At 46.0% G+C, this 25,245-nt stretch carries 27 protein-coding genes; 8 read left to right on the top strand and 19 right to left on the bottom strand.

Annotation, left to right across the window (positions count from 1 at the left end; all coding sequences use genetic code 11):
• Positions 1-131 precede the first annotated feature (131 nt).
• From ACESLK_RS17355 to ACESLK_RS17365, 3 genes are read left to right on the top strand one after another with little or no spacing between them, the layout of a single operon-like run.
• Positions 132-1,238 carry an endospore germination permease gene (locus ACESLK_RS17355; RefSeq protein ID WP_373230942.1) on the top strand — a complete coding sequence of 369 codons (1,107 nt, stop codon included), beginning with the start codon at positions 132-134 and terminating at the stop codon, positions 1,236-1,238.
• Positions 1,213-2,769: a spore germination protein gene (locus ACESLK_RS17360; RefSeq protein WP_373230944.1), complete on the top strand. Its 1,557-nt coding sequence runs from the start codon at positions 1,213-1,215 to the stop codon at positions 2,767-2,769. Before ACESLK_RS17355 ends, ACESLK_RS17360 begins: the two co-directional genes overlap by 26 nt.
• Positions 2,769-3,932 carry a Ger(x)C family spore germination protein gene (locus tag ACESLK_RS17365; RefSeq protein ID WP_373230946.1) on the top strand — a complete coding sequence of 388 codons (1,164 nt, stop codon included), beginning with the start codon at positions 2,769-2,771 and terminating at the stop codon, positions 3,930-3,932. Before ACESLK_RS17360 ends, ACESLK_RS17365 begins: the two co-directional genes overlap by 1 nt.
• Positions 3,933-3,986: 54 nt before the next feature.
• On the opposite strand, the gene ACESLK_RS17370 is transcribed toward ACESLK_RS17365, so the two are convergent.
• From ACESLK_RS17370 to ACESLK_RS17390, 5 genes are all read right to left on the bottom strand, one after another.
• On the bottom strand, positions 3,987-5,036 hold the full coding sequence (locus ACESLK_RS17370; RefSeq protein ID WP_373230948.1) for a CobW family GTP-binding protein: 1,050 nt from the start codon (positions 5,034-5,036) through the stop codon (positions 3,987-3,989).
• A 33-nt stretch (positions 5,037-5,069) separates the two neighbouring features.
• Positions 5,070-5,981, bottom strand: coding sequence for an aldo/keto reductase (locus ACESLK_RS17375; protein WP_373230950.1), 912 nt, complete (start codon positions 5,979-5,981; stop codon positions 5,070-5,072).
• A 19-nt stretch (positions 5,982-6,000) separates the two neighbouring features.
• Positions 6,001-6,318, bottom strand: coding sequence for a YbjQ family protein (locus ACESLK_RS17380; protein ID WP_373230952.1), 318 nt, complete (start codon positions 6,316-6,318; stop codon positions 6,001-6,003).
• 74 nt (positions 6,319-6,392) lie between these two features.
• The gene (locus tag ACESLK_RS17385; RefSeq protein ID WP_373230953.1) at positions 6,393-8,357 is read right to left on the bottom strand and encodes a tetratricopeptide repeat protein; all 1,965 of its coding nucleotides are present in this window, start codon (positions 8,355-8,357) and stop codon (positions 6,393-6,395) included.
• Between the two features lie 50 nt (positions 8,358-8,407).
• The gene (locus ACESLK_RS17390) at positions 8,408-8,932 is read right to left on the bottom strand and encodes an ADP-heptose synthase (RefSeq protein ID WP_373230955.1); all 525 of its coding nucleotides are present in this window, start codon (positions 8,930-8,932) and stop codon (positions 8,408-8,410) included.
• 147 nt (positions 8,933-9,079) lie between these two features.
• Between ACESLK_RS17390 and ACESLK_RS17395 the strand changes: the two genes are divergently transcribed.
• Together ACESLK_RS17395 and ACESLK_RS17400 are read left to right on the top strand one after the other, a co-directional pair.
• Positions 9,080-9,592, top strand: coding sequence for a hypothetical protein (locus ACESLK_RS17395; RefSeq protein ID WP_373230956.1), 513 nt, complete (start codon positions 9,080-9,082; stop codon positions 9,590-9,592).
• Between the two features lie 38 nt (positions 9,593-9,630).
• Entirely contained in the window at positions 9,631-10,563 is a 933-nt protein-coding gene (locus ACESLK_RS17400; protein ID WP_373230958.1) for a serine hydrolase domain-containing protein, read from the top strand.
• A gap of 405 nt (positions 10,564-10,968) precedes the next feature.
• On the opposite strand, the gene ACESLK_RS17405 is transcribed toward ACESLK_RS17400, so the two are convergent.
• The 7 genes from ACESLK_RS17405 to ACESLK_RS17435 form a co-directional block, all read right to left on the bottom strand.
• Positions 10,969-11,253 (bottom strand): hypothetical protein, encoded by a 285-nt coding sequence (locus ACESLK_RS17405; RefSeq protein WP_373230960.1) that lies wholly within the window; start codon positions 11,251-11,253, stop codon positions 10,969-10,971.
• A 31-nt stretch (positions 11,254-11,284) separates the two neighbouring features.
• On the bottom strand, positions 11,285-13,594 hold the full coding sequence (locus ACESLK_RS17410) for a thiamine pyrophosphate-dependent enzyme (RefSeq protein WP_373230961.1): 2,310 nt from the start codon (positions 13,592-13,594) through the stop codon (positions 11,285-11,287).
• Between the two features lie 57 nt (positions 13,595-13,651).
• On the bottom strand, positions 13,652-14,656 hold the full coding sequence (locus ACESLK_RS17415; protein ID WP_373230963.1) for a 2-oxoacid:acceptor oxidoreductase family protein: 1,005 nt from the start codon (positions 14,654-14,656) through the stop codon (positions 13,652-13,654).
• Positions 14,657-14,760: 104 nt separating this feature from the next.
• A complete protein-coding gene (locus ACESLK_RS17420) occupies positions 14,761-15,678 on the bottom strand; it encodes a polysaccharide deacetylase family protein (RefSeq protein WP_373230965.1) in 918 nt (305 codons plus the stop codon).
• 138 nt (positions 15,679-15,816) lie between these two features.
• Entirely contained in the window at positions 15,817-16,281 is a 465-nt protein-coding gene (locus ACESLK_RS17425) for a divergent PAP2 family protein (protein WP_373230967.1), read from the bottom strand.
• Between the two features lie 98 nt (positions 16,282-16,379).
• On the bottom strand, positions 16,380-17,168 hold the full coding sequence (locus ACESLK_RS17430; RefSeq protein ID WP_373230968.1) for a metallophosphoesterase: 789 nt from the start codon (positions 17,166-17,168) through the stop codon (positions 16,380-16,382).
• Positions 17,169-17,322: 154 nt separating this feature from the next.
• Entirely contained in the window at positions 17,323-17,994 is a 672-nt protein-coding gene (locus ACESLK_RS17435) for an MOSC domain-containing protein (protein WP_373230970.1), read from the bottom strand.
• Positions 17,995-18,101: 107 nt separating this feature from the next.
• Between ACESLK_RS17435 and ACESLK_RS17440 the strand changes: the two genes are divergently transcribed.
• Entirely contained in the window at positions 18,102-18,242 is a 141-nt protein-coding gene (locus ACESLK_RS17440; RefSeq protein ID WP_373230972.1) for a DUF6254 family protein, read from the top strand.
• 77 nt (positions 18,243-18,319) lie between these two features.
• Here the strand turns inward: ACESLK_RS17440 and ACESLK_RS17445 are convergent, their stop codons facing one another.
• Positions 18,320-19,048: a phosphonate ABC transporter ATP-binding protein gene (locus tag ACESLK_RS17445; RefSeq protein ID WP_373230974.1), complete on the bottom strand. Its 729-nt coding sequence runs from the start codon at positions 19,046-19,048 to the stop codon at positions 18,320-18,322.
• Between the two features lie 134 nt (positions 19,049-19,182).
• On the opposite strand from ACESLK_RS17445, the gene ACESLK_RS17450 reads away from it, so the two are divergent.
• On the top strand, positions 19,183-19,413 hold the full coding sequence (locus ACESLK_RS17450; protein ID WP_373230975.1) for a hypothetical protein: 231 nt from the start codon (positions 19,183-19,185) through the stop codon (positions 19,411-19,413).
• Positions 19,414-19,460: 47 nt separating this feature from the next.
• Here ACESLK_RS17450 and ACESLK_RS17455 read toward each other — a convergent pair whose 3' ends face one another.
• On the bottom strand, positions 19,461-19,598 hold the full coding sequence (locus ACESLK_RS17455) for a hypothetical protein (RefSeq protein WP_373230977.1): 138 nt from the start codon (positions 19,596-19,598) through the stop codon (positions 19,461-19,463).
• Between the two features lie 199 nt (positions 19,599-19,797).
• Here ACESLK_RS17455 and ACESLK_RS17460 point away from each other — a divergent pair, with 199 nt between their 5' ends.
• Positions 19,798-20,550, top strand: a complete 753-nt coding sequence (locus ACESLK_RS17460) for an HAD family hydrolase (protein WP_373230978.1) — start codon at positions 19,798-19,800, stop codon at positions 20,548-20,550.
• Between the two features lie 46 nt (positions 20,551-20,596).
• On the opposite strand, the gene ACESLK_RS17465 is transcribed toward ACESLK_RS17460, so the two are convergent.
• The 5 genes from ACESLK_RS17465 to ACESLK_RS17485 form a co-directional block, all read right to left on the bottom strand.
• Positions 20,597-21,679, bottom strand: a complete 1,083-nt coding sequence (locus tag ACESLK_RS17465; protein WP_373230979.1) for a hypothetical protein — start codon at positions 21,677-21,679, stop codon at positions 20,597-20,599.
• A 124-nt stretch (positions 21,680-21,803) separates the two neighbouring features.
• The gene (locus ACESLK_RS17470) at positions 21,804-22,127 is read right to left on the bottom strand and encodes a hypothetical protein (protein WP_373230980.1); all 324 of its coding nucleotides are present in this window, start codon (positions 22,125-22,127) and stop codon (positions 21,804-21,806) included.
• Positions 22,128-22,206: 79 nt separating this feature from the next.
• Positions 22,207-23,697, bottom strand: a complete 1,491-nt coding sequence (locus ACESLK_RS17475) for a glutamate synthase subunit beta (RefSeq protein WP_373230981.1) — start codon at positions 23,695-23,697, stop codon at positions 22,207-22,209.
• 179 nt (positions 23,698-23,876) lie between these two features.
• Positions 23,877-24,368, bottom strand: a complete 492-nt coding sequence (locus ACESLK_RS17480; RefSeq protein ID WP_373230982.1) for a dihydrofolate reductase — start codon at positions 24,366-24,368, stop codon at positions 23,877-23,879.
• Between the two features lie 102 nt (positions 24,369-24,470).
• A complete protein-coding gene (locus tag ACESLK_RS17485) occupies positions 24,471-25,244 on the bottom strand; it encodes an anti-sigma factor (protein ID WP_373230983.1) in 774 nt (257 codons plus the stop codon).
• Between the last annotated feature and the right edge of the window lies 1 nt (position 25,245).

Raw genomic sequence — 25,245 nt, forward strand, 5'->3', positions numbered from 1 at the left:
CCGAACCGACTTTAAATTAGCATACCTGATTCTTTAGTGCAGTTCAATTGTCTGCGCTTTTTCAGGTTTCGCATAAACTCAGACCTATGTAAACATAATAATGAAAATATTGGAAGCACTGGGGTGGTCGAATGACGGGGCAGAAATTGAATATCGTACAAGCGATTTTTCTATTTACGCTTGCAGTCGGGATAACTAACCATGTGATCATTGTCCCTCTCATTCTTAATACCGCTTATAGAGATTCATGGATCAGCGCTCTGATTGCCATTCCGCCGATCGTGCTATGGACGCTTATTCTCTTTCTCATCATGAAGCTCACGAAGCAACAATCCTTGTACCAATGGTTTAGTCAACATTACAACCCTGTTGTTGCATGGTTGATCCTGATTCCCCTGCTTATATTTGTTCTGTTTATCTTATTCATTACCGTGCGTGATACCACGGCTTGGACCAAAATCACCTATCTGCCCAAGACACCTTACCCCGTTACGGTTAGCATATATGTACTGTCCGGTATAATCGCTGCAATGTCAGGTCTTCGCTCGCTGTCCATTGCCGCTGGGATATTACTTCCTGCTGTCATTCTTCTTGGTTTCTTCGTCATGAGCGTTAACTTTCAGTTTAAGGATTATTCCTATCTCCTGCCATCCTTCACTAATGGTTACACACCAGTTATCCATGGTACTTTCTTTGTATTAGGAGGGTTGGTGGAATTCATTTTACTGCTGGGAGTGCAGCAGCATTTGACCAAGAAAATTCGCTTCATTACGCTGATTGCCTTAACTCTAGGAGTAACCGGACTCATATTGGGCCCCATCCTGTCCTCTATCGCTATATTTGGTCCTTATGAAGCAGCCGATCAAAGATATCCTGCCTTTGAGCAATGGCGAATGGTGCTCATCGGCAAGTTTATTTCCCATTTGGATTTTCTATCCATTTACCAATGGTTAGCGGGCTCCCTTATTCGAATATCACTGGCCTTCTTTATCTTTTTCGATCTGATTCAACTTCGTTCTGACAAATGGAAAAAAATTGGGATGTTAGCAACAGGTATCATTGTTATTATACTGGCGTCTCAATACAGTTTAAGCGATCATTCATTTTTCAATTTTCTACAGCATTATTATTTCCCCTTTACCCTATCATTCTTCTACTTCTTCCCGTTTCTGCTCCTTCTCCTTATCTTCATGAAGAGAGGTAATGCAAAAGATGAAGCTAAACAGCCTGTTCCGTAAAATGTTTTATTTCGATCACGAAGAACCTGTACACAATCACAAGGAAACTCCTGCTCCGCATCTCTCTTTGGAGGATCTTGACTGTTCCAAGCTAAAAGAATTATTTCGCTATTCTTTGGATGTAAAAATCCATTCCTATTACACTATTAACGATGGAGATACACCCAACCCGATAATCATCTACTGTGATGGAATGATCGATTCCAAGCAAATGAATGACTTTCTGTACAGACAATTGGAGAAGCTTTTAACCCTACACCCCTTTGTGGGGAACGGGACTCAGCCGGGGATTCCGCTTCTTAACCAGAACATTCGCCAAATTAAAGAACCTAATGCCATTGATACCCTCATCGGAGAAGTGTTATCTGGCAACCTAGTGTTATATTTCGAAGAATCACGCCAGATCTATACGATTCCAATGGCAAAACCTCCACAGCGCGAGCCAAGTGAATCCAATACGGAAATTTCAGTCAAAGGACCTCGTGATGGGTTTACTGAATCGATTGAAACCAATGTTGCCTTAATTCGCAAACGGCTAAGAACAACAACATTAGGCGTTGAAAACCTTGAGATAGGAACAAGAAGCCGAACGAAAATTGCTTTGCTCTATATAACAGACATTACGAATAAAAGTCTATTGCAGGAGGCAAGGAATCGATTACAGAAAATTAACGTGGATAGTATCCTATCAAGCCAGCAGCTTGAGGAAGGATTATCCGATTCCTCCTATTCGATGTTTCCATTGCTTGAATATATGGGGAGACCCGATTTTATCGCGGAGAGTCTTCTTAGGGGACGATTCGCAATCGTTGTTGATGGTTCACCTATGGTAATAATTGGACCAACCAATTTAATGTCATTAATAAAAACACCTGAGGATCTTCATCTTCCATTCCACTATGTCTCGCTTGAAAGACTGTTAAGGATTGTAGGACTGATCGTCTCCATCTTCTTACCCGGCTTCTGGGTTTCTATATCTGCTTTCAATTTGGATCAAATTCCATTTCCACTACTCGCAACCGTGGTGATGTCGCGGCTTGGCCTTCCTCTCTCCGGTCCCCTAGACTTATTTCTTATGATTGGTTTGTTTGAATTATTTCGCGAAGCAGGTATGCGGCTTCCGAAAGCAGTTGGACAAACTGTTGCTGTCGTTGGGGGATTAATTGTTGGCGAGGCAGCTATCTCAGCGGGTATCACGGGTCCGACTTCCTTGGTCGTGTCAGCGGTAACCGCTGTAGCAACCTTCACATTAGTTAATCAATCGTTGAGCGGGACAGTTACCGTCTTGCGTTTCTTTGTCCTATCCCTTTGTTGTCTATTCGGCATGTTGGGATTTTTCCTATCCATGTTTTTACTTGTCGTCTATTTATCGTCCCTCACTTCATTCGGTATCCCATTTCTTTCCCCTCTATCACCCATACGGTTTAGAGATGTCATATACTCGCTTATCGAATTGCCATGGAAGTTAAACAAAAAAAGAGCGGAAATGTATGCCCCGCAAGACACGAATCGGCAAGGAGAGAACTCGTAATGACAAAGAAGCTTGTTACGACCCTGCTGATCGCAGGGATTACTCTTTCGTTGTCTGGCTGCTGGGATATTAAGTCGCTGCAGGATGTAAATTATTTCACAGGCATCGGAATTGATTATAAGGATAACAAGTACCATATTTACATACAGCAGCTGGATTTCTCAAGCGTTGCCAAAACAGATGCCGGGAAATCTGAAAAACCGGCTATGGTATGGATCGGGCATGCGGAAGGCATTTCCATTTCGGAAGCTGTCTTTGATCTTTACAAAACCGCTCAACAAACCGTATTCTGGGGTCATCTGAATGCCATCATCTTTTCTGAAAACATGCTGAAGAAAGGAGACTTACTAGGTGTTTTCGATTCATTGTTGCGAAATCCCGAGATTCGCTACACTTCTTGGGTATACGGTACGAAAAAAGAAATAAACGAGATATTTATTACAAAACCATTTTTCAATCTGTCACCCTTGAATTCCATATTGTATTCTCCGAATACAAACTATAAGCAACGCCCCATCATTTCCCCCATGCGTTTTTCACAATTTATAAAAGAGGTCAGAGAACCCGGTAATACGGCATTACTTCCCACGCTTGGCATTTCCGATCACATTTGGGTATCTACTAAAAAGCCGGATCCTAAGCTAGAGATGGATGGAATCTTTGCCCTGCATAATGATAAGTATAAGGATTGGATTTCCTCTTCGGACTTATTAGGGATTAAATGGCTCGAGCGCAAGACCGATTCCACAAGGATTGTTCTGAAACAGAATGATAAAATAACCGCAGCGCTTAAATTAACAAAACCTAAATCCAAAATACGCATTCATAAGAGCAATGGCGCACCCGTTTTTGACATCGAGATTAAGGTTGCTGGAGCTTTGCTGGAGGTTTGGACTGACGTGGAAGAGAAGAAATTAGAGAGCTTGGCAAGCGAACTAATCGAAAAGGAAATTAGATCCGCTTATCAAGTCGGAATGACCAAACATATCGATTTGTTCAGGCTGGAGCATAGTCTGTACCGCAAGGAGTTTCCGTTATGGAAGAAGCTTACGGATAATGGAAGCGCGGAGCTTCGTCCTATAGCGCTTGGAAAGGTTAAAGTGACAGTTAAACTCACCGAATCTGGAGTTTATAAACTGAAGAGAAAGCTGACGCCTTATTAATCCGAATACCCCCTTTTGTTTATTAGGGTTGAGGAGGGGGCATTCACATTCTGTTTATTTCACGATATCCAATTGCTCGAGTTTCGTTATCAGCTCCGATTGAGAAAAGCCTTCTCCAATGAATACCGCGACGTCATTCACCGTTTTCTGAGGAGTAATCCGTAGAAAATCGATCTCTCGGTACGCATACTGGAACAAGAACTGGCTGGCCGTATCGTGAAAAGCTACAATCCCTTTCGCACGATAAATCTCATCTGGCAGCTGCTTTAGGAAAGCTTCGAATGCAACACTGTCCACTTTTCCCTTGAAATAATAAGTAACAACATTCACGTGATCGTGCAGGGATGGGGCGTTTCGTCCATCATGAACATGGTCGTTGGCGTGATTATGATCGTGATTGCAGTTGTGATTATGATCGTGATCTTGCGTGCATTCTTCAGTATGCTTATGGTTGTTATTATTTTCGCGAATTAGCTGCAATGTCCTGGAGTTGTCATTACTTACATACAGAAGTGATGGATCCAGCTCGCTTTTGGTTGTCTGTATGATTAGTGCAAGAGGGTTCCAATCCTGAAGTGCAGCTATCAGCTCGTTCAGGTCTTCCTCTCTAACGAGGTCTATTTTATTCAGTATCAGAATGTTTGCCGCGCGAATCTGCTCCTTCATGAGCTTGAAGGTTTTACCCGAACCGATACGAAGCTTGTCAAGCAAGTGGCGCCCATCAACTAAAGTGATAATGTTTTTAAGCTCCAGCTTGGCATAGAGCGATGCTTCCGTTACACCATCCATAATTTCAAGAGGCTGAGCAATACCGGTAGATTCTATCCAGATGACATCTGGCTGATATTCTTGCGTCAGACGAACGAGCTCCATCCCCAGATCACCGCGAATGGAACAGCAGATACATCCTCCAAGCATTTCGGACATAGGGATGTCTGTCTCATTAAGCTGTCCCTCTACATTAACATCTCCGACCTCGTTCATCAGTACTGCCGGTTTCAACCCATTGGCCTGGGCATCCTCCAAAATCCGATTTAATAACGTTGTTTTACCGCTGCCGAGAAAGCCGGTCAGAATATAAACAGGGATGATTTTATCATTCATCAGGTGGTACTCCTTAGTCGCATATGCTATGAATCACACTTCCTGTGGGTGTCCGTCTTCCACAAGCGCTACCGCTGCAGCGTTAGCCTCGACCTGAGCCGGATCCTTGCAGCCTGGAATAACGGAAGTCACAGCCGGATGCTTCAGGCACCAGGCAAGCGCCCAAGCTGCCATGTTCGTTCCAGCTGGAACCTCATCACGCTCAATAACTTCAACTTCCTTCGCATAACGCTCTAGCTTTGATGAATCCCATCTCGATCTAACATCATCTGAAGCAAACGTTGCTCCCGGCTTGTATTTACCGCTAAGAAAACCGCTGGCTAGAGGAACTCGAGCCAGTACTCCAAGGTTCTGCTCGGTACAGGAGGGAAACACCTCCGCCTCAGGTCCTCTATCCAACCGATTGTAGACGACTTGGATCGCCCCAGCCTTTACTTCCGTTGCAAGCGAGGTTTGGTGAATGTTCTCATTGGAGCCGATGGATATCCCGAGATGGCGGATTTTGCCCGCTTGAACTTGCTTCTGAAGCAATGTCCAAAGCTCTTCCTGATCGAAGGAGGAATCCGGTCCTGAATGGAATTGATACAAATCTATATAATCCGTCTTTAACGCACGCAGAGAAGCTTCAAGCTGCTGCAATATATCGCCAGCCTTAAACATGTCAGTACGCTCGAAATTCCGATGAAAATGATGACCGAATTTAGTTGCCAGGATCCAGTCTTCCCGATTCCCTTGAATAGACTCGCCGATAAGCGATTCCGACAAATGATCTCCATAACATTCAGCGGTATCAATTAAATTAATACCAAGCTCCTTGGCACGACCTAGAATGGCATCCACATCTTGTTTCTCATAGGTCCTTCCCCATTCACCGCCGAATTGCCATGTTCCAACACCAACGACAGATACGCGCAAGCCTGTTTTTCCCAGCATTCTGTATTTCATGGAAACACCCACCCTTCCCCTATTCCTCTATACGAACTGCCGTACCGCTAACCGTTACCATTAGCATACCGTCCCGAATAACCTCGTAATCAAGATCAACGCCAACGACCGCATTCCCGCCTAGTCGTTGCGCAATACTCGTCATCTCCGAAACCGCGATATCCCGAGCTTCCTTCAGCTTACTCTCATATGCACCCGATCGGCCTCCAACAACATCCGTAATCGAAGCCATGAAATCTCTGAATATGTTCGCACCCATAATCGTCTCGCCCGTAACCAATCCATAATAAGCAGTAATGCGATAACCTTCTACGTTCGGCGTTGTTGTCACTAACATTTAGAGTCCTCCTCCGAATAGTGGATCCACCCGTATTTTACCATAGTGAAAGAAGGGCGACCAAATTGTTAATCTTAAGACAAATATCTACTGCTTCCGTATACTGTCAGGAAATGCTCCTTCGCTCTTTCTCTCATGTCATCATCAAAGCCACGAACCTCATTCAGAAGTGTGAAGCGATCTCCTTCGCTGCTTTCTCCCCCGGCGTAAAGCAGCCATTGCGCCAAATCATCTGTCGCGCGCGCACGATCGAAGGAGTGATGATACCATAGAGACGCTCGTTCCAAGTAAGCAGGAGCTTCGAAGGGATCGAGCTCTATCACTTTCGTGAAGGAAGCTATCGCATCATCGTGACGGTCGAGGTGATTATATATCAGACCAAGATTGTAGTAACCCTGTGAATCCATAGGCAGCAGAGACGTGTATACTAATGAATCTGTCAGAGCAGCCTCATAATCATCCAAGCGATAATGGATTAATCCTCGAAGCCAAATGATGCGGGCATTCGTCATATCCAACTGCAATCCGCGGTTGCAATCCTCAAGCGCATCGGCCAATCGATCCGCAGCGAATCTACAGCGCGCCCGCCGATCATAGATCAGCGAGTTTTCCGGCTCTAACGCCAATGCTCGGGAGTACTCAGCTTCTGCCAGCGGCCAATTTTCCATACCGACATATAGCTCTCCTAAAGCATAAGCTGTTTTGCTCAGCTTCATGAGGCTATTGTCAAGCTTTACGGCCGACTGGATATCCATCATGGCATCTTCATAACGGTCCGTCATATAACGAGAAAAGCTGCGGCGCATATAGAAATCAGCATTCTCCTCCAGCTTTAAAGCCTTACTATAAGCCTCATCCGCTTCTTGATATCGATCCACATCAATCGCGATCTCCGCACATTGCTTCCAGTTCAGCGGATCCTCTGGCTCCATTTCTGTCAGTTGACGATTCTCCTCCAGTGCCCTCTCTGGACTGGAACCATCCAGATAAGCGTCCGCAAGCCAAAATCGAACAACAGTATGGTCAGGAAAATGTTCCTTAGCCGCTTCTAAGGTTTGGATCGCTTCCTGGCACATCTCATTCATCCGGTAGGTTGTGCTAAGCTCCATATAAGCCGGAAGCCACAACGGATTCTTCTCGCTTAATTGCTTTAATACCTCAATCGAATCTGAGAAAAGATCAAGCTGTCTCAGTAAGGTCCCTTTGCGCAGCAGCAGCTCTGCTGTGTCGGGACTTAGAAGAATAGCTTTATCAAGAGCTGCAAGGGATAATTCTAACTTCCCCATTGCTTCTAATAGTTTAGATTCAAATAGCCGAAAGCCATATTCATCTTGCGTGCCCTTAATGAAGCTGACAACCGCAGCATGAGAATAATTCGTTCGCTCCTTCAATAAGGAGGCTCCGTTATCGTTGAGATTTGCCCATCTTTCCTGAAGCATGATCCCTTCCTGCAATACTTCATGAGCATCTGCCAACCTGTTCAATTGCTCCATCGCTTGAGCTTGACGGTAGTAATAATGAGGAATTGCCTTGGCAGGGTTTGCCGTCGCCTCCGAATAACATAATTCGGCCTCCTTATATTTTCCCATCTTCATATACACGTTGCCTAACTCGTAATAGGTCGAAGCTTTCGAATCTTCTCTACGGGTAAGCGCTTGTTTGAAATCGTTCACGGCAAGCTCGAATTCCCCCCGATCATGGTGTGAAATTGCTCTTGTATACCAATAAATATAAGGCTCCGGGTCGAGCATAATCGCCTGATTCAAATCCGCCAGCGCTTCCTCCTCCATACCCAGTTCATTATAAATATGTGCCCTGCGTTCAAATGCATGGGGCTGTGCGTCCTTACTCAACAAATCAGCCAGCACCTTGATCGCTTGTTCTGATTTTCCGTTATCATGAAGGAGACCGGCGTAATCGACCAGCTCATTGGAAGTCATTCTATTACTGCCCCAACTATCGTACCACCGGAGAGATTGCTGCAGCTTCTGCTTAGCGTGAAGCCTTCTTGCCATCCACTTAGCAAATGATTTATACAAAGTCATCCCTCCACTTGACACAAAAGCTGCCGATACACTCGGCAGCTTCTTTAATCTGTGTATTCATCCGAAGATAGCATACCGTCTTCAACAGCATATTCAAAATCGTCAATATCGAACATTTGTGCGGGAATGGCGTTCTGTACGACTTTGTCTTGGAATTCTATCTGGTCCGTTAGGATAGGACATTGCAATCGAAGCGACATAAGAATGACTTCCGTCTCTATCGGATCAAACAGCTCGCCATATTGCATACTTTCGGCTGCGTTAACAATGACTAAGGTTACGTTCTCGTTAATGGGCAGCGGAGGACTCTCTCTCCAAGGAGCCATAAGCGCCCGCTCCAGCTTCTTCTTATTAAACGGATCTTCAAAGTAACTAATCATTTCGCCAATCTTATTCTTGACATGGGCATCGTCATCAGATTCCGGCATCACCGGGTCTGTGCTATCCTTCATATCATAGAGCTCCATCACCGTTGTATAGGGGATCCTGTATTCGACAGGACGTTTCGGCAGAAGCAGTTGCCCATAGATGGCGATCATTACAGCCTCAATGACAAAACGCCGACTCATCTTTTGTATTTCCCTCCCATAAAGCATTCCGCGGTCTTGCGCATTGGTTCTCATTATATCATAAAAAGTCTGCCGCAATGCTAACCCATACGGTATAATATTCAAAGATTGTTTTCCATTATCATGGCAATAAAGGGGTTGTCTGGAATGTCTGAGTTATCCTTTCAACATTATATGCAAATCTCCGATCCTGAATCGGAGAAAACGTTCAAGTCAGCGATGGAGGCCTCCGGATATTTCTCCTTCTACAAGTTCGTAGAGGATTTCCGCAACGGACTAAAAGCCTATTCCGACGCTCAGATCGTCGGTTACAGACTTCTACTAGAACGAGCTCGCAGACTTTTCCCTGCTCCCGAGAGATTTAGTCCTTCTTGGGACACCTTATGGGAAGAGTATGATCTGATTTACGCGGCCAAGAACGAAGTTCTTTTGCAGATTTCCGCTGCCGATCGAGCAGGTGAATGGCAGATCGTCATCGACAACCCTTACACACACCAGCCGGTCGTCTGTTATCCTAACTTGAAGTTTCTTGAAGCCGCCTATATGTATGGCTATTTCCAACGAGATCTTAAGCCTCACGAAAACTTACGTCTGCAGAAAGTGACGAATCTTCTTCTTAGGCATGGACGTAAGGAAGCATCGATTTTCCCGGATAGTTAATCAGCATCACAATAATAACAACTTGGAGCTATACGCGCATGAACTCCACTTTTCAAAAAACCTCCGACAAGCTCGGGCCTTTCATACAGAAAGTATCAAAAGCAAAAATTGACTATTGTAAAATAACCGTTTGCGATCAGGTCGTCTTTAGCCACGCCCGAAACTCTCATTCGGAACACAAGCTGCATAAGATTAACTCCATCACCAAGAGCGTGCTGTCGCTCTTGATCGGAATTGCTATCGATCGCAAACAATTGGACAGCGTTCATATGCCTCTATCTGACTTTTTTCCGGAGGTTAAAACAAATTCCGAGATTACGCTCACCATAGAGCACCTCCTCACCATGACGACAGGATGGGATTGGCCGGAGATGGGCGACTGGGGCGGAAAACCGATGCCTATGATCAACAGTAAGGACTGGATCAAATTTATTCTCGCTCGTCCTATGAAAGACAAGCCTGGTACTCGCATGCTTTACAATTCCGGGAGCTCGCATCTGCTAAGCGCAATTCTTCAGAAGATTACGGGTATGAATACGGATCAATACGCGGAGAAATATTTATTCAAACCAATGGGCATTACAGACAGCCGGTGGTACGCCGACTCCAAGGGAATCATAATCGGCGGCTTTGGCTTAGAGCTGAGAGCACCTGATCTGCATAAGCTAGGGCAGCTAATGCTCGGCAAAGGACGTATAGGTGGTGATGTGATCGTCTCCGAAGGCTGGATTGATCAAAGTGTTAAGGCCCGCTTTCATACTTACGATCACATAGGCTCGTACGGCTACCATTGGTGGATTCTAAATGAGGGCAATGAACCTTTAGCCGATCCTTACACTTATTTCGCTATGGGTTATGGAGGACAATACATCTTTGTCGTACCTGAACATGAATTAATTGTTACTTTTGCAAGTACGCTGTATAAGCAGACTTTTCTTCCGTACCGGATTTTTAAGGAGTTCATATTATAGCAATGTGGAGCTCCTTCTCGGGGTTGGTGCCCTCATTGATGCATTTTGAGGCTGTCGATTAATTGTGGACAGTTTTAACTGAACGTACACATGCAGAGAATGTATATGATTTTTCGGATACATTTATAGAATCCGGGTTCAAATCGTGTTTTGTGTATGAAATTTCGCATAGAATCGACTGATTCGATGTGTTGCTGCTCATTTTGTATGATTTTTCGCATACATTTTGTGGTCTCCCGCATATTTCTGAAGTTATGAACTGTTAATCGACAGCCTCATTTTGCGACAATGGCGAGCTTCTCCTTAGGGTATGTGTCCTAATTGCTGTCCGAAAATGATTGTGCCGTCGAAGAAAAAAACTGGCCCGCTAGTCAATTTCACTTTGACTAGCGGGCCAGTTCCTTATCAATAGGCTAATAAAGTTCCTTCGCGATAAGCAACAACCCTAGACGGATCGTTACGCAGCTTCACATTGGCCATCTTCATCTCATGCTCCGTAAGCTCGAGCAGCTCCCAGTCGTCCACTTGACCTGCTTCTGCCTCTAGCGGGATTCCAGCCTCCGCCAACAAAGCCTCTGACATCTCCTCTAAGCTTGGTGCATTCTCCCAGATCCGAATACCATAATACGCCAGCTTATATCCGTTTCGCTGTACACAGGCCAGCAACGTGCCCGTAGTCGAATGTTTCATTACGAAAGGCATTGCTCACAACGCCCCATTCTTATAAATAAGGATTCTCATGCTTAGCTTTGAGCATATTCCATCGGCGCTCAATCTCGTTCTCGAACTCTCGTAAAGTCTCCGCATACTCCGGCTTAGAAAGATGTTTCGTCTTGCCCATCATTTTCAGCCAATCACCGACCGGTACGCGCTTGCCCTTCTCCTCCGGATTATAGGTGATGGTTGTAACCCCTCGCTCCACCTCATATAACGGAAAGAAACAGGTATTAACGGCTTGGTCAATGATATCGGCTCCATCCTTGTCCTCCGACAACCAGTTGAGCGGACAGGTAATAAGAATTTTTCCGTATACCATTCCCACGTTCTGAGCGTACCACTGAGCTTTGGCCCCCTTCTTCACGAGATCGGCCGGACTGGCTTCGCTGCCTGTGAACACATAAGGGATATTCGTAGCTGCCATAATCTGAGCCGTATCCTTGTGATGGAATACCTTGCCTCCTTGATGCTTACCTACATTGGAGGTAGAAGTCCGATGCCCCATCGGAGTGGAGTATGACAATTGAGCCCCAGTGTTCATGTATCCCTCGTTATCGTACTCCAGAATGATCATTCTATGGTTACGTAGAGCAGCACCAATCGCAGGTCCCATCCCGATGTCCATCCCGCCGTCACCTGTAATCATAACGAACGTGAAATCATCCTTAAGCCCATATTGGTCCAGCTCTCCCCGACGCTTACGTTCGTGGAACATCTCTACAACGCCGGATAACGTCGCCGCGCCATTCTGGAATAGGTTATGAATATAAGTGGCTTTGTGCGCCGAATACGGATAACCTGTCGTAACAACCATCGCGCAGCCCGTATGGAACAGAGCGACTATATCGCCTTCTATTCCTTTGAAGAACAGCTCTAAGCCGGAGAAAATACCGCAGCCCGGACAAGCCCCGTGACCCGGCGCGATCCTTTTCGGTTTTTTCGTTAAGGAACGCAGCGGAGGTACTCTGACATTGATTTTGCCCGTTGCTTCATCCGGTGTTACCGTAATAAGCCCTGTCTTCAAATCCTCGTATTTCATCGGCTCCAGCACTCTCTGAGGCGCTTTGGAAGGATCACCGGCCGTAATTCCGTGGTAATCGAACGGCTTCTCTACAAAACCTTTATCCATAGCATCAATGGCGAATTCGAACATCTTAATGCCATCTTCCGCATAGAAATCTTTGCCTCCAAGGCCGTAGATCCGGCTAATGACCATTGTTGTGGAGTTTCCATATTGCTGTAAAGCTGCGCGAACCTCCATAACCATGTTGCCGCCATGTCCGCCATAGGAATCGGAACGGTCACCGACCGTAACGGCTTTAACGTTCTTCAACGCTTCCGTAATGGCCTTTGCCGGGAAAGGACGAATAATGTTCGGTGAGATCGAACCCGCTTTAATCCCTTTCTCACGAAGCTGATCCACTACATCTTTAATAATTTCAGAGGAGGAGTTAAGCAGGAACACGGCAACATCCGCATCCTCCATCCGATAAAGCTCAAGGATTGGATACTCCCTGCCCGTAAGATCGGCATATTCCTTCTGAATTCGGTCGAACACTTCCTCCGCCCGATACATCGCAAGACTTTGCTGGTAACAGTTATTGATATAATCCGGTTCGTTCATGTAAGGTCCAACCGTAATCGGATTATTACGATCCAAGACATGCTTGAAGCCTTCAGGCGGTTTCTCCCCTACGAACTTCTGCACATCCTCCCGATTCGCGAACGTATTGACTCGGCGCTTCTGGTGGCTTGTGAAATAACCGTCCGATGCGACCAGAACTGGCAATCGGACTTCGGGATCTTCCGCAAGCTTGAGCGCAATAATGTTCATGTCGTATACGGCTTGAGGATCTCTGCAGAGCACGATCGGCCATCCCGTATTTAAGGCAAAATACAAATCAGAATGATCGCCGTGAATATCGAGCGGACCGGAAACGGAGCGGCATACGAGATTCATGACCATCGGAAACCGCGTGCCCGATTGAACAGGCATCTGCTCCAGCATGTACAAATAACCATTCGCACTTGTCGCGTTAAATACACGTCCGCCGGCTGCTGATGCCCCATAACATACGCCCGCAGAGCCATGCTCTCCGTCTGCCGGGATCAAGACGATATCATGCTGCCCGTTCGCTTTCATTAAATCGAGAAACTGCGCAACCTCCGTAGAGGGGGAAATCGGAAAATACCCCATTACATGATAGTTGATCTGGTGTGCGGCATAAGCTGCCATCTCGTTGCCTGATTCATAGACAATTCGTTGTTCTACGGTACCTTTACGGCCCATTTCCTTGCGAACGTCAATCGACATTTCAGACTCCACCTTCCTATCGGTTTCTCGCTGGAAAACTTCCTGACGCTTTATCTATTAGATTGCCAAATGAAATTTGTGCGCGATGCGATTCAACTCGGCATAGCCATCTTCCTCTAGCTCGCTTGAGAGCGCATCCGTCGGACAAGCTTGGACGCATTTCAGGCAGCCTTTGCAATATTGATAGTCAATTCCTTGAAGGAACATCTGCGGACGACCTTTCTTATCCGCTTGCTCCTCCCATACGAAGCAGAAATCCGGACATACGTTATCGCAAGCCGCGCAATGAATACACTTCTCATCGGCGAAATGCGGCATCATCCCGGCTCGCGAAATACTTAAGTCCTTCAGAATACTGTTGCCTGGATTCGTAATAATTCCGCCCAAGGGCTGCGTTTCATAGCCTAGAACCGGCGTATCCATCCGAACGTAATCAGGCATAACATCACCGTTGACCAATGAATAAGTCTGGAATATCATCTCATCGAACCCGCGTTGGAACGTATTTAAGGCTGGCTGTACGGCTGCTGGATACTTCTTCTCCAGTGATTTACGGATAACGCCCTTCATGAATTCTACATCCAGGAACGGACATAACCGGAACAATCCGCCGAGCATAGCCATATTAACGCGATTATTCTCATCCATGGCTATTCCGGTTGCATCGACTACGGCAATAATTCCACCTTTAAGCTTAAGCTGATCTTTGAGTTGCTCTGGTGACTTTCTAGAGTTGACTAGTACAATGCTGTCTTCATACATCCCGGAAATAACGTTAATTGTTTTAGACAGGTTTTCGTGGAAAATCCCGATAACGTGCGGTCTTTCAACAGGAGACGTATCGCGGATACGCGTATCGATATCGCAAAAACGAATATGCGCTTTTACCGGGGAGCCTTTCTTCTCGGATCCGTAGGAGCTGAAGCTCACTCCATTTAATCCAACACCCATAACTCCCGCTTCCGCTAACATTTTTCCTGCCAGATTAGCTCCCAACCCTCCGATTGACTCCAAACGAATTTCAAAAAAACCGAGCTCGTTCACTTTGGGCAACTTAACCATGTCGCTGTCTGATCCCCTTTCGCGTTAATTCGAGGATAAATTCAGAATATTTGCAATAGACAATCAATATAATATTTCGCGAAAAATTATTAAATTCCTCTTTTTTAAGTAGCTAAGCTTGCTTGGAAGCTTTGAAGCTCCTTCCAGCCTATCAACCGTATTTGTTCTTCCGTGAGCACAGCTCTCACATCTTCATCCTTCCAAAACTTTAACTCCATTCCTCTTTTCTCTGAGTGTCCGTGGAAAGCGCGCAGCTCATCCGTTACATGTGATGGGTGAGTAATCCACTCTGTTATACCCGGTAAAAGTTGACGAAGAAGACCAATTCCCTCTGTCTTAACGGAGTCATACGTATCACCGTCACTCAGGCGATATTCAGGGCCCGTAACATAGTCAGGGAGTACTATGCCTCGATCTTCTGCTTGACGAGCTCTGACTTTGGCACGCTCCTGCAGCTCAACTGGAATCGTTCTCCCTCCTATCGATATTAGGCGCCGAGGCAGACGGAATGGGAGTCCATAACGAGCGCATACGTCGAAAGCAATAGGAAGCAAATCCTTACCGGAATAAAAACCATATAAGCTGCCCATATGGTTATCCGCGTGTGTCAACGTCACTCCAGCCTTCAGTGCGGCCTCGATCTGCGAGATAAGCTCCACTCTTACCTCTTCCGGATCCGCTCGTTGTTCGATCTCCACAACCGATGCTGGAAACCAGCCCAGATGGTCGGTCAAGGTTGTTGTTCCACGACTTCGGCTTAACGAGCCCCACCTATACCTTGACCATTCGCTTGTTAAAGTCCAATGAATACCAATATCCGCATCAGGGACAGTCTCATGGATGAATGAAACCGCATCAGCGGACCAGGAGCAGTTCATCATGATTGTTGCCGAGCTAATCTGATGACCCAGCAGCAGTTCTGCCACACCCTCATTAACACTGCGGCATAGTCCGAAATCATCCGCATTAACAATCAACAACCTCTCCGTTTTCCCATAACCCATCCGCTGCGCCGTGTTCATCCTCCATCGCCTCCCTATTTTCTATTGTATGATCGCAATAGGGTTGCATTGCTTTTAGTTGTCTATATGAATAGAAAAATGGCTGAACCTTAGTCTATTGACCTCGGAACAGCCTAAATTCGTTTATGTTTCTTTCAGCTAATAATAAAATAATCCATAGATGAGAAGACTTGACACGATGCCGAATAATGCCCCGACAACAACCTCAATTGGCTTGTGACCCAATAATTCCTTTAATGCTTTGTGGGTATATCCATCCGTCTCTACTCGATCTCCTGTAGTCATTAAACGATTGATAAGCGATGCATGTATGCCTGCATGTCTTCGGATCCCTTGCGCATCGAACATCGTGATGGCAGCGATAACCACCGCAATTGCAAAAGCAACGGAGGATAAACCTTCTTGTATGCCAATGGCTGTTGCCAAAGAGGTGACAGCAGCGGAATGCGAGCTCGGCATCCCCCCCGTGCTGAAGCCAAGCTGGGGATTCCATATTCGTTGCGTTATAAAAACGATCGGCACCTTTACAAGCTGAGCTAAAAGGATAGTCACAGATGCAGCGATCAAAGGAAAGTTCCCTGCTAAAGCTTTAATGAAAGTCATGTTACCCGCAGCCCCTTTCTACTCGTGAGCCTTTCACTTATTACCCTGCTCCAGCATTCTGCCAACATATTCTCATATTATCCGCAGTAACAACTGCCTTACAATTCATGCAAAGTCACTTCGCTTCGAATAAGGAAACGGGCATTCAGGCCAGCCTGACCAATTCCTTGTGAAATATAATACGTTCCATGGGAACCCGTATGTAAACCCTTAATGATCCCCTCAGCTGCTAGCCTGCCCTTTTTGATGAAACGGTAAAGAAAAGGGACTTTGAATTGCATGCCATGGAAATGACCAGATACCAAATAAGTATACCTATGTTTAATATGCAGCACCGTGTTGGGGTCATGAGTAATAACTATTGTCGGTTTCTTCGGGTCAATATTTACAAATGATTTCCCGATCTTGCTTTTTTTGCTGCTTAAGTCATCAATGCCCACGATTTGAAAATTCGGTCCGACAAAGGACTGATTGATGAGCACATGAAAACCTTCTTTGTTGAAAATCTGAATGAGGCGTTTCAGCTTGCCTGGCCGAAGACGATGATCGTGATTGCCAAGAACGGCGAATACAGGGATCCCGGCGGATGATATTGCTTTGGCATACCGCTCCACTCTATCCAAGTAACGAGGCTTCTCCGTATAATCGCCGGTCAGAAAAATATAATCGGGATTCTCCTCCCGAATTAATCGTTCTAGTCTTGTATGACTTACACGCAGCTTCTCAACATGCAAATCACTGATTTGCAGAACCCGGACTCCTAGTCCGCATGGGTATTGGATGCGATCTACCTTCAGCCATTGAGTCGGTAAGATTAAAAAGAAATAACAAAGGACGGCGATAAGCAGAAGTATCGCAGCCATTATTTCTTCGAAATTCATTGTCATGATTGCTCTCCGCTTCTCTAAAATACTCTCTAACACCCTATTCGATTTGAACTTAGTGATTTCCTTTTATTCTTTAAAAAACAATAAGTACCTGATCAGAGATCAAATACTTAGATAGAGAAAATCCACTAGGTTCAATAATTCCTGTGTAGGCTCAATCAATTAACCGCTTAAGCCTGCTCGTCAATGTATTCACCCAGCTAGCTGACAGCTCTTCGACCTCCAATAAGCGACGAATGCCGTTAATATCCTCCCGATCCTTGTGCATCACACGGTTAGCCTCAGCGATTGTGATTTGGGCAGGGTGCGTTTCCTTTAGCTGCAGCTGATCTCCTGCTTTAACCTCACCAGATCTGAGCACGCGGAAGTAGAACCCAGTCGCTCCGCTGTCCGTGACAAGTAAAGGCAGCTCGTCTAATCCCCATTTCATCGCAAGCTTCCAACAAGGCTGTCGCGGCTGGCTTACTTGAACGACTGCATTCCCGATATCAAAAATATTCCCAATATGAACTTCATTCTCGTATAGGTGATGAACGGTGAAATTTTCTCCAAATGTTCCATAGACGAGAGGACGCTTTAGTATCTTTTCCCAATGAGAGTAGTGATTGAAGTTATATACACAGATAGCCTTGTCGATGCCCCCGTGATGCACTAAATCCGCTTGCTCATCACCAACGAGTCCAAGCTCGGTTAACATGACGGAGTGATCAACTGCGCTTTTGCCAATTCCTGATCGCGTTTCTTTTCCCTTGTAAATTCCAGCTTGTACGCTTCCGATATTAACCGCCAGCAATGGATATGCCGATGGGGATATATTTTGTCCCAATTTCCGTCCCTCCTTTATTTGATTCTCCAGAATCCTGCGCATAAGGTCCGCTTGCAAACGCCACGATAATGAAAGACAAAACGTCATAAGCAGAAAGGTGGAATCTTATGCCCCCCTCCAAACGCCGAAGAGAAAGCGCATGGAAAAGCCGGAAACAAAACCCGCAGCCTCACGGAAAAGTACCTTCCTTACACGGCTTGGCCAATGATGCCGATCCCGAAGGAAAGCCTGATCCGACTGCTGAGTAACTTGGATTAATTAAGGAGATAATTGCGTCTGACTGTATTGGTTCACTTCCACAGAAGTCCGCCAGTACCGTCAGGCGTTAATTTATTCGGAGCTTCTCTGCTGCAGTTAACCTTCTGCCTCTAACATTGAGTACCAGCTGTCCCTCTTGCATTCCCCATATTTCATCCGCGAACTTCTCTGCCAATTCTACTCGGTGCAATGCGGCAACGATCGTTGTTCCTTTTTCGTGACAGAGCTTCTTTAAAGTTTGCATCATTTCTTCAGAGGAGTGAGGATCCAAACCGGATACTGGCTCATCCGCAAGCACGAGCTTGGCGCCATGAACCAGCGAGCGCGCGATAGCAATTCTTTGTCGTTCGCCTCCGCTCATCTTCTCCACAGGTTGTTTGGCCTTGTCCAACAAACCTACATGCTCCAGCATATCCATGCCGCCCATATAATCGTCGCTGCGGATATTACCAGTTATGCGGCGCCACAGGGGAGTCTGCTCAGCAGCCCCGATCAGCACATTCTTAAGCGCCGACTTCTTCTCGTAAAGGATCGGCTTCTGCTCCAGGAATGCAACCTGTCTGCGGTAACGCATTTTTGCGAGAAATCCGGCCTGGATTAGATCTTTACCATCTACCTTGTATTCGCCGGAAGTCCATATTTCTTTCAGAGCAAGCGCCTTAAGCAAAGCGGATTTACCGCTCCCGCTTGCGCCTACGACAGCGATAAAAACACCTGGCTCCAACCGTGCATTCACGTGGTTCAGTATCGTTTTCCCTTCGGGAATCTTGCGCGTTAAGCCTGAAATTACGATCATTGCTGTCCTACTCCTTCATCCGATATAAATCTAGTGTAAAACATTACGGAATTCCTTTCCATACGAACAAATGTTTGCTATAATAAAAACAGGAACACACGTTCCATATATTAATGAAATAGGTGGGATGATGGATGGTGAACTGTGAACATCTCCGTTATCTGGAGCCTCCCAGAGGATCCAGACCGTCTCGAGACTTAACCTTCAAATTTTTCACCGACGGGAAGCTCGTCATCATTGATAACGACACAGGGAATACAATGAACCCCCGCGAGTTAAGCGGGGGCAGCTACGACTTCTATGTTCGTCAACGCATTAAATACATCAAACGAAATCTCACGGAGAAGATTCTTAAATATGCGTGACGCGAAACACCTTAGCCTTTAATCAACTTAAAGGCTAAGGAACATTATCAAGGTAAATTTTTATTGATCCCATTCAAGCTGGGCGGATAACGCATCATTTTTTTAATCTGAATTGCCTGTTCTGTGTCTCTTGCCTTATCGTTGTTTCGCGTTGAATCAATTTTTGCAGCTTTGTTTTGAGCCATATCCTTTCACCCCCCTGCCCTTCGATTTTCCGAAGGGTTTTCTTGTAGCTTTCCTCTTTCGACTGGTTTACAAACCTATTCCGTCAAGCCATAATAAAAAGAAAACGATAATAAGATTAAACTGCCGACACATTTGAACAATTACTGGATAAGCTAATGAAGGTCGGACTTCGCAATAGAGTAGGAGCACAACAGACGAATGGAACAAAAAATTATGTTTGATCTTGACGATACATTGGTATACTGCAACAAATACTTTAATTTCATATTGGATCAATTCACCGATGAAATGACAGATTGGTATTCACCAGCCGGCATTACCCGTGCAAGCATCATGGAGAAGCAAACTGAAATCGATATCGCTCGAGTTCATGTTCAAGGCTTCAAGAGTGAGCATTTCCCTCAGTCCTTCATCGATACTTATCGATATTTCCAGGACATCACCGGGCGAGCGCCTTCTCCCCTTGAGGAGGAGAAGCTCTGGAAGCTTGGTAACAGCGTCTATGAGCAGGAAGTGGAACCATACCCCAAGATGGAGGAGACGCTTGATACGCTCGCCAAGCGAGGGCACGAGCTGCATCTCTATACAGGCGGGGATACTTTAATCCAGAATCGTAAAATCGAGCTCATGCAGCTTGAACGATATTTCGAGGATCGAATTTATGTGCGACAGCTTAAGAACACAGCCGCTTTAGAGCAGATTTTGTCTGAAGGCGAATTTGATCGGGTTAACACTTGGATGATTGGCAATTCAGTGCGAACGGATGTTCTCCCTGCTCTGCAATGCGGGATTAATGCTGTGTATTTGAAACAAGAGACAGAATGGACTTACAATGTTATACCTATCGATACATCCCCTAAAGGTGCCCTATTAACGCTTACGGCGCTGCCCCAGGTGCCGCCCGCCATTCATGGTTATTTGGAAGCCGTAGGAATGAGAAAACCAGGATAATAATAAAGCCGAGCTTACCTGCAGACCCTGCAGCTAGACTCGGCTTTTATTTGGATGATGGCGGTAAACTTGATAATTTATTGAATATTTTCTTTACGCCATCGGACCATAATGGATCCTCCGCGTAGGTATTGTTAAACCAGTTGAAGGGCTCATGTCCTTCCGGACGACTATTCGCAAGCTTCACGAGCAATCTTGAAGCTATATCTGCCGAATTCTGGATATCTGTATTGTAATCTTCCCAGCTGTGAAAAACGTTAAAGGGATTGTTCGCGATTTTCTTGGCATCCTTGCTCGACTTCGGCACGAAAGCCTGCTCTTGGCCTGTAATCGCAAATAGGAGTAAGGGATGAACATCAAACTTCCGCGCACTTTGTACGATTGCGCCAAAGTAAGGCTCCTCCGCCAACAAAGCATCTCTGCTCTTCAAGTAGGTTTTTAATGCATCAGCATCAAATTCTGCATATCTTAATTGTTCCGGCATCCCAATATCCGGTGGCGCCTTAGGTACTGTCATAAGAACAGGCGGCTTTATTATCGCTTGTGATTCTGGCACCACTGCAACGTTTAACAGGAATGTCGACCCTATTGCACTAATAATCACTGTGACGAACATAACCCATCCAATTTTAGGATTAATGAGACCGCGAAGGCGCTTCTTTGCCTGAGGTAATAAATTCCTGAACCAGAGCTTTTCTGAATTTCTCTCCATATTACCCGTTAATTCCGGAGCCAGGGCTATTGTGTAAAGCTTTCTTCTCTCAAGGCGGCTTGTGAGCTGCTCTGGACTCCATCTACCGGGCGCGCGTTCTCTTGCCCAATCTAGAATCGGGGTAACTAATCGTTCATTTCGCTCCGCTTCATCAACCTCTAATTGCGCGCATAGATCCAGAACATCCTCCGGATTAACGTCTCTCTGCTCTCCTACAAGACAACGGGAGATGAGCTCATCCGTTATTTTATTCTTCATCTCTAATGGTACGTTAGGCAGTCTTTGCTTTAGGGTACGACGGATCGCATCAGCCACAATTTCGGCTCGGCGGTCTCCCGGTAGAGGCGCATATTTCGTATGGACGTATCGTCGGATGATGTTAATATCCGTTGGTGACAGCAGTGCCGCATTTTCCATAACCTGGCCTCCCCCTCAGCCCTAAGCCTATATCAACATTTTAACATAGAGGAAAGTTTTGAGCATAGCCTGTCCAACGACCCAATTGAAGACAGCATTCCATCTCAAGCGACGTTTATCTTTGTTATTCGACTGCTTCGGCTGCAAGTAAGATAGCCTTCAACACTTCCTCAGAACGGATAAAACCATTAATCTGCTCCTTCTCCTCTGCAGTTAGCTGATATTCGCTGTCACAGCCTTCCTCCAATGTAACAAGCTGAATGGGATGCCCTTGATGTGTACAGATCGCCACAATACTGAAATCAATAATGTCCATAGGCAGAGGTGTTTCCTCCGCGGTCTCAACCCGCAATACCACATCTATCCATTGTTGATCCCGTCTCTCTACCTCATATCGTATATTCGTGAACTTAAGCTCTGCCCACAACTCGTCACTGTAACGAATCATTATCTGACCTCCTTCGTATAGTCGCAAAAAGAGGCTGCTCCAGTCGATCGGAACAACCTCTCTTACAATATCGTAATCATTAAGGCAGCATCGTGCTTCCCATCAGGTATTTATCAACTTCACGAGCGGATTCACGGCCTTCGTTAATCGCCCAAACGATCAAGCTTTGTCCACGTCTCATATCTCCAGCGGCGAACACCTTGTCCACATTGGTCGTATATTTGCCGTATTTGGCTTTTACATTCGTGCGACGGTCGGTTTCGAGTCCCAGCTGATCAATGATCGTACGCTCCGGTCCTTCAAAGCCAACGGCTACGAGTACGAGATCTGCCGGCCAAACTTTCTCCGTGCCCGCAATTTCTTCGTAGATTTTGCGACCCTGCTCGTCCACATAACGGCGGATTTGCACTGTATGCAATTCCTTGACATTACCGTTCTCGTCTCCAACAAATTTCTTTGTTAGAACGGAGAATGCCCGAGGATCTTCCCCATACAATGCCTTCGCTTCTTCATGGGCGTAATCTAACGTGTACACGTTAGGATATTCAGGCCATGGATTGTTAAGCGAATCACGCTCCGATGGCGCTTTGGAATGGGTACCGAACTGAGTGACGCTCGTGCAGCCATGACGAATCGCAGTAGCAACGCAATCTGTACCCGTATCACCTCCGCCAATGACGATTACGTGTTTGTCTTTGCCGGAAATAAAAGTACCTTCCTGCATTCCATTGTCCAAATAACTCTTGATCGAGCTGTTCAGATAATCCATTGCTTGATAAATCCCATTAAGCTCATGACCCTCTACGTTTCCAATCGGACGCGCCTTTGTTGCGCCGCCGCACAGGACGACAGAATCATATTGCTCAGTTAGTTCTTGCGAGGAGATATCCTTACCGATTTCTGTATTTACTACAAACTTTACTCCCTCAGCAGCCATGAGATCGACACGACGCTGCACGATATCCTTTTCAAGCTTCATGGACGGGATACCGTAAGTCAGAAGCCCGCCTATACGATCCGCTCTCTCATAGACAGTAACCGTATGGCCCGCTTTGTTCAATTGAGCAGCAGCTGCCAGTCCAGCAGGTCCCGAGCCGACTACGGCTACCTTCTTGCCAGTGCGAGTTTTCGGAGGTTGCGCCACAACCCAACCCTCTTCGAAAGCACGGTCGATAATCGCCTGCTCAATCGTCTTAATAGTTACCGGATCTCCAATGAGACCAACGGTACAAGAGCCTTCACATGGGGCTGGACATACGCGTCCAGTAAACTCAGGAAAATTGTTCGTCTTCATTAGACGTTCATAAGCTTCTTTCCAAAGTCCTCTGTAAATTAAGCTGTTCCACTCTGGAATCAAGTTATTAATCGGGCAGCCGGATACACTTCCTCCAAGCTCAATCCCAGTGTGACAATAAGGAGTGCCACAATCCATACAACGCGCGCCTTGCGTGCGAAGCTGATCATCGGAGAACATCCGGTGGAATTCATTCCAGTCCTTGATGCGCTCCAACGGATCACGATCGCTGGGCAGCTCACGCTTGTATTCCATAAAACCCGTAGGTGTCGACATCTTCATTTCCTCCATCTGTCGGAATTTCGCTTATGCGTAGATTGGTTTCTAACTTCTTATTAATTAGCCGGTGACGTCTAAATTTATAAATTTTCACTATAAAAATTGGCCGTCGATGATAGACCATCTTATCAAAACTATCCAACTGTAAGAATGGATTATCCACTACATTATTTGTACTATTTCGACACTGCTCGTTCATAGACACAAAATGTGAATGGCCATATATTCTTATCGTCTTGAATGCCGGGAGTACGAGAGACAAGCTCCCACTCCTTACGGTCGAACGATGGAAAGTAGGAATCCCCTTCGAAGGCATGATCAATCTCTGTGATCAACAGTCGATCTGCTGCGTCTAACATTTGATTGTAAATATCAGCCCCGCCAATTACCATTATTTCGTCTTTCCCGTATCTCTCAAGCACTTCAGAGATCGTTCGAACAAGCTCGCAGCCTTCAGGGGCCGCTTCTAATGTACGGGACAAAATAATGTTCGTCCGATCCTTTAATGGTTTGGGTAACGATTCGAATGTCTTGCGGCCCATTAACACAGGTTTTCCCAGCGTTTTTTGAGTAAAATATTTCATTTCGGCTGGCAATCGCCAAGGTAATTTATTATTCGATCCAATGACGCCATTGGCGGCGACAGCGGCAATAAGTGTGACTGTCATCTCTTTGATTCCTTCTCTGGTTTGAAACCCGCTTTTTTCACATCATAACACACCCTGATGTTGATGCCTACCCGGACATGTTGTTCGCGAGGCTAACCAATTTTATACATCCCCTGCTGGTAATTGTTCCTCGGAGCTAAACATTCTCGGTCCATGGGGCGTGGAAGAAAACTCACCCTCTTCAAGCGTAACTCCTACAGCGTCTATATCCGGCAGTCCTTTCGTTACGGGGAGCGTCATAATTCCGATTCCGGAGGCTCCTACAGTGAAGGTGCCTGCGCTTGTTCGCTGGCCCTTGTTCCACAGCCATACCTGATAAGCTTCTCCGCTCTGAGTTGGCGGCGAACCGAAAATATAAACGATGAGCTGCTCTGTATCTTCCGAACGAACAAGACAGGCAACACCGTACGCTCTTGGACTTTCATTAAACATGCCGTTGTCTCTATCCGCCGTCAAATGAAATAAGGTTTCGATATTGGAGGGTAATTGCGCAGCTGCTTCATCCTGCTTCGGGATATTCTCAATATCCCGAACCATCCAACCTGCCAGAAATACCAAAATTAACACGGCGATCCGCATGACCTTTGATAAAAAACGCTTGTAACGGAGTTTAGGGCCTTTCATAGCCGGCTTCAGAGTATCATCATTTTTATTAATAAGGGAACTCAACACGGCTTCCTTCAAATCTGCCGGGGGATCGACAAGCTCAGCATCCTCGGCTAATCTGTCCCAGACCTCGTGCCAGAGGGCGGCTTCTTCCTTGCATGCTGAACAAGCAGCAAGATGCTTCTCGAATCTCTTGCGCTGCATATCGGAGCTCTCGCCTGTCATATATTCAATCAAGCCTTCGCATAGTGTTGTTTCCCCGTTGTTCATC

The sequence above is a fragment of the Cohnella sp. genome (genome assembly GCF_041640265.1).
In the GTDB taxonomy this organism is placed as follows: Bacteria; Bacillota; Bacilli; order Paenibacillales; family Paenibacillaceae; genus Cohnella.

Excerpts from the sequence above, each read along its gene's own strand:
- ACESLK_RS17400 (WP_373230958.1), top strand. The coding sequence starts at position 9,631 with ATGAACTCCACTTTTCAAAAAACCTCCGACAAGCTCGGGCCTTTCATA.
- ACESLK_RS17470 (WP_373230980.1), bottom strand. The coding sequence starts at position 22,127 with ATGATTCGTTACAGTGACGAGTTGTGGGCAGAGCTTAAGTTCACGAAT.
- ACESLK_RS17405 (WP_373230960.1), bottom strand. The coding sequence starts at position 11,253 with ATGAAACATTCGACTACGGGCACGTTGCTGGCCTGTGTACAGCGAAAC.
- ACESLK_RS17420 (WP_373230965.1), bottom strand. The coding sequence starts at position 15,678 with ATGAACACGGCGCAGCGGATGGGTTATGGGAAAACGGAGAGGTTGTTG.
- ACESLK_RS17445 (WP_373230974.1), bottom strand. The coding sequence starts at position 19,048 with ATGATCGTAATTTCAGGCTTAACGCGCAAGATTCCCGAAGGGAAAACG.
- ACESLK_RS17440 (WP_373230972.1), top strand. The coding sequence starts at position 18,102 with ATGCCCCCCTCCAAACGCCGAAGAGAAAGCGCATGGAAAAGCCGGAAA.
- ACESLK_RS17380 (WP_373230952.1), bottom strand. The coding sequence starts at position 6,318 with ATGTTAGTGACAACAACGCCGAACGTAGAAGGTTATCGCATTACTGCT.
- ACESLK_RS17475 (WP_373230981.1), bottom strand. The coding sequence starts at position 23,697 with ATGTCGACACCTACGGGTTTTATGGAATACAAGCGTGAGCTGCCCAGC.
- ACESLK_RS17355 (WP_373230942.1), top strand. The coding sequence starts at position 132 with ATGACGGGGCAGAAATTGAATATCGTACAAGCGATTTTTCTATTTACG.
- ACESLK_RS17450 (WP_373230975.1), top strand. The coding sequence starts at position 19,183 with ATGGTGAACTGTGAACATCTCCGTTATCTGGAGCCTCCCAGAGGATCC.
- ACESLK_RS17425 (WP_373230967.1), bottom strand. The coding sequence starts at position 16,281 with ATGACTTTCATTAAAGCTTTAGCAGGGAACTTTCCTTTGATCGCTGCA.
- ACESLK_RS17465 (WP_373230979.1), bottom strand. The coding sequence starts at position 21,679 with ATGGAAAATGCGGCACTGCTGTCACCAACGGATATTAACATCATCCGA.
- ACESLK_RS17370 (WP_373230948.1), bottom strand. The coding sequence starts at position 5,036 with ATGAATGATAAAATCATCCCTGTTTATATTCTGACCGGCTTTCTCGGC.
- ACESLK_RS17410 (WP_373230961.1), bottom strand. The coding sequence starts at position 13,594 with ATGTCGATTGACGTTCGCAAGGAAATGGGCCGTAAAGGTACCGTAGAA.
- ACESLK_RS17455 (WP_373230977.1), bottom strand. The coding sequence starts at position 19,598 with ATGGCTCAAAACAAAGCTGCAAAAATTGATTCAACGCGAAACAACGAT.
- ACESLK_RS17460 (WP_373230978.1), top strand. The coding sequence starts at position 19,798 with ATGGAACAAAAAATTATGTTTGATCTTGACGATACATTGGTATACTGC.
- ACESLK_RS17480 (WP_373230982.1), bottom strand. The coding sequence starts at position 24,368 with ATGACAGTCACACTTATTGCCGCTGTCGCCGCCAATGGCGTCATTGGA.
- ACESLK_RS17395 (WP_373230956.1), top strand. The coding sequence starts at position 9,080 with ATGTCTGAGTTATCCTTTCAACATTATATGCAAATCTCCGATCCTGAA.
- ACESLK_RS17430 (WP_373230968.1), bottom strand. The coding sequence starts at position 17,168 with ATGACAATGAATTTCGAAGAAATAATGGCTGCGATACTTCTGCTTATC.
- ACESLK_RS17365 (WP_373230946.1), top strand. The coding sequence starts at position 2,769 with ATGACAAAGAAGCTTGTTACGACCCTGCTGATCGCAGGGATTACTCTT.
- ACESLK_RS17390 (WP_373230955.1), bottom strand. The coding sequence starts at position 8,932 with ATGAGTCGGCGTTTTGTCATTGAGGCTGTAATGATCGCCATCTATGGG.
- ACESLK_RS17375 (WP_373230950.1), bottom strand. The coding sequence starts at position 5,981 with ATGAAATACAGAATGCTGGGAAAAACAGGCTTGCGCGTATCTGTCGTT.
- ACESLK_RS17360 (WP_373230944.1), top strand. The coding sequence starts at position 1,213 with ATGAAGCTAAACAGCCTGTTCCGTAAAATGTTTTATTTCGATCACGAA.
- ACESLK_RS17415 (WP_373230963.1), bottom strand. The coding sequence starts at position 14,656 with ATGGTTAAGTTGCCCAAAGTGAACGAGCTCGGTTTTTTTGAAATTCGT.
- ACESLK_RS17485 (WP_373230983.1), bottom strand. The coding sequence starts at position 25,244 with ATGAACAACGGGGAAACAACACTATGCGAAGGCTTGATTGAATATATG.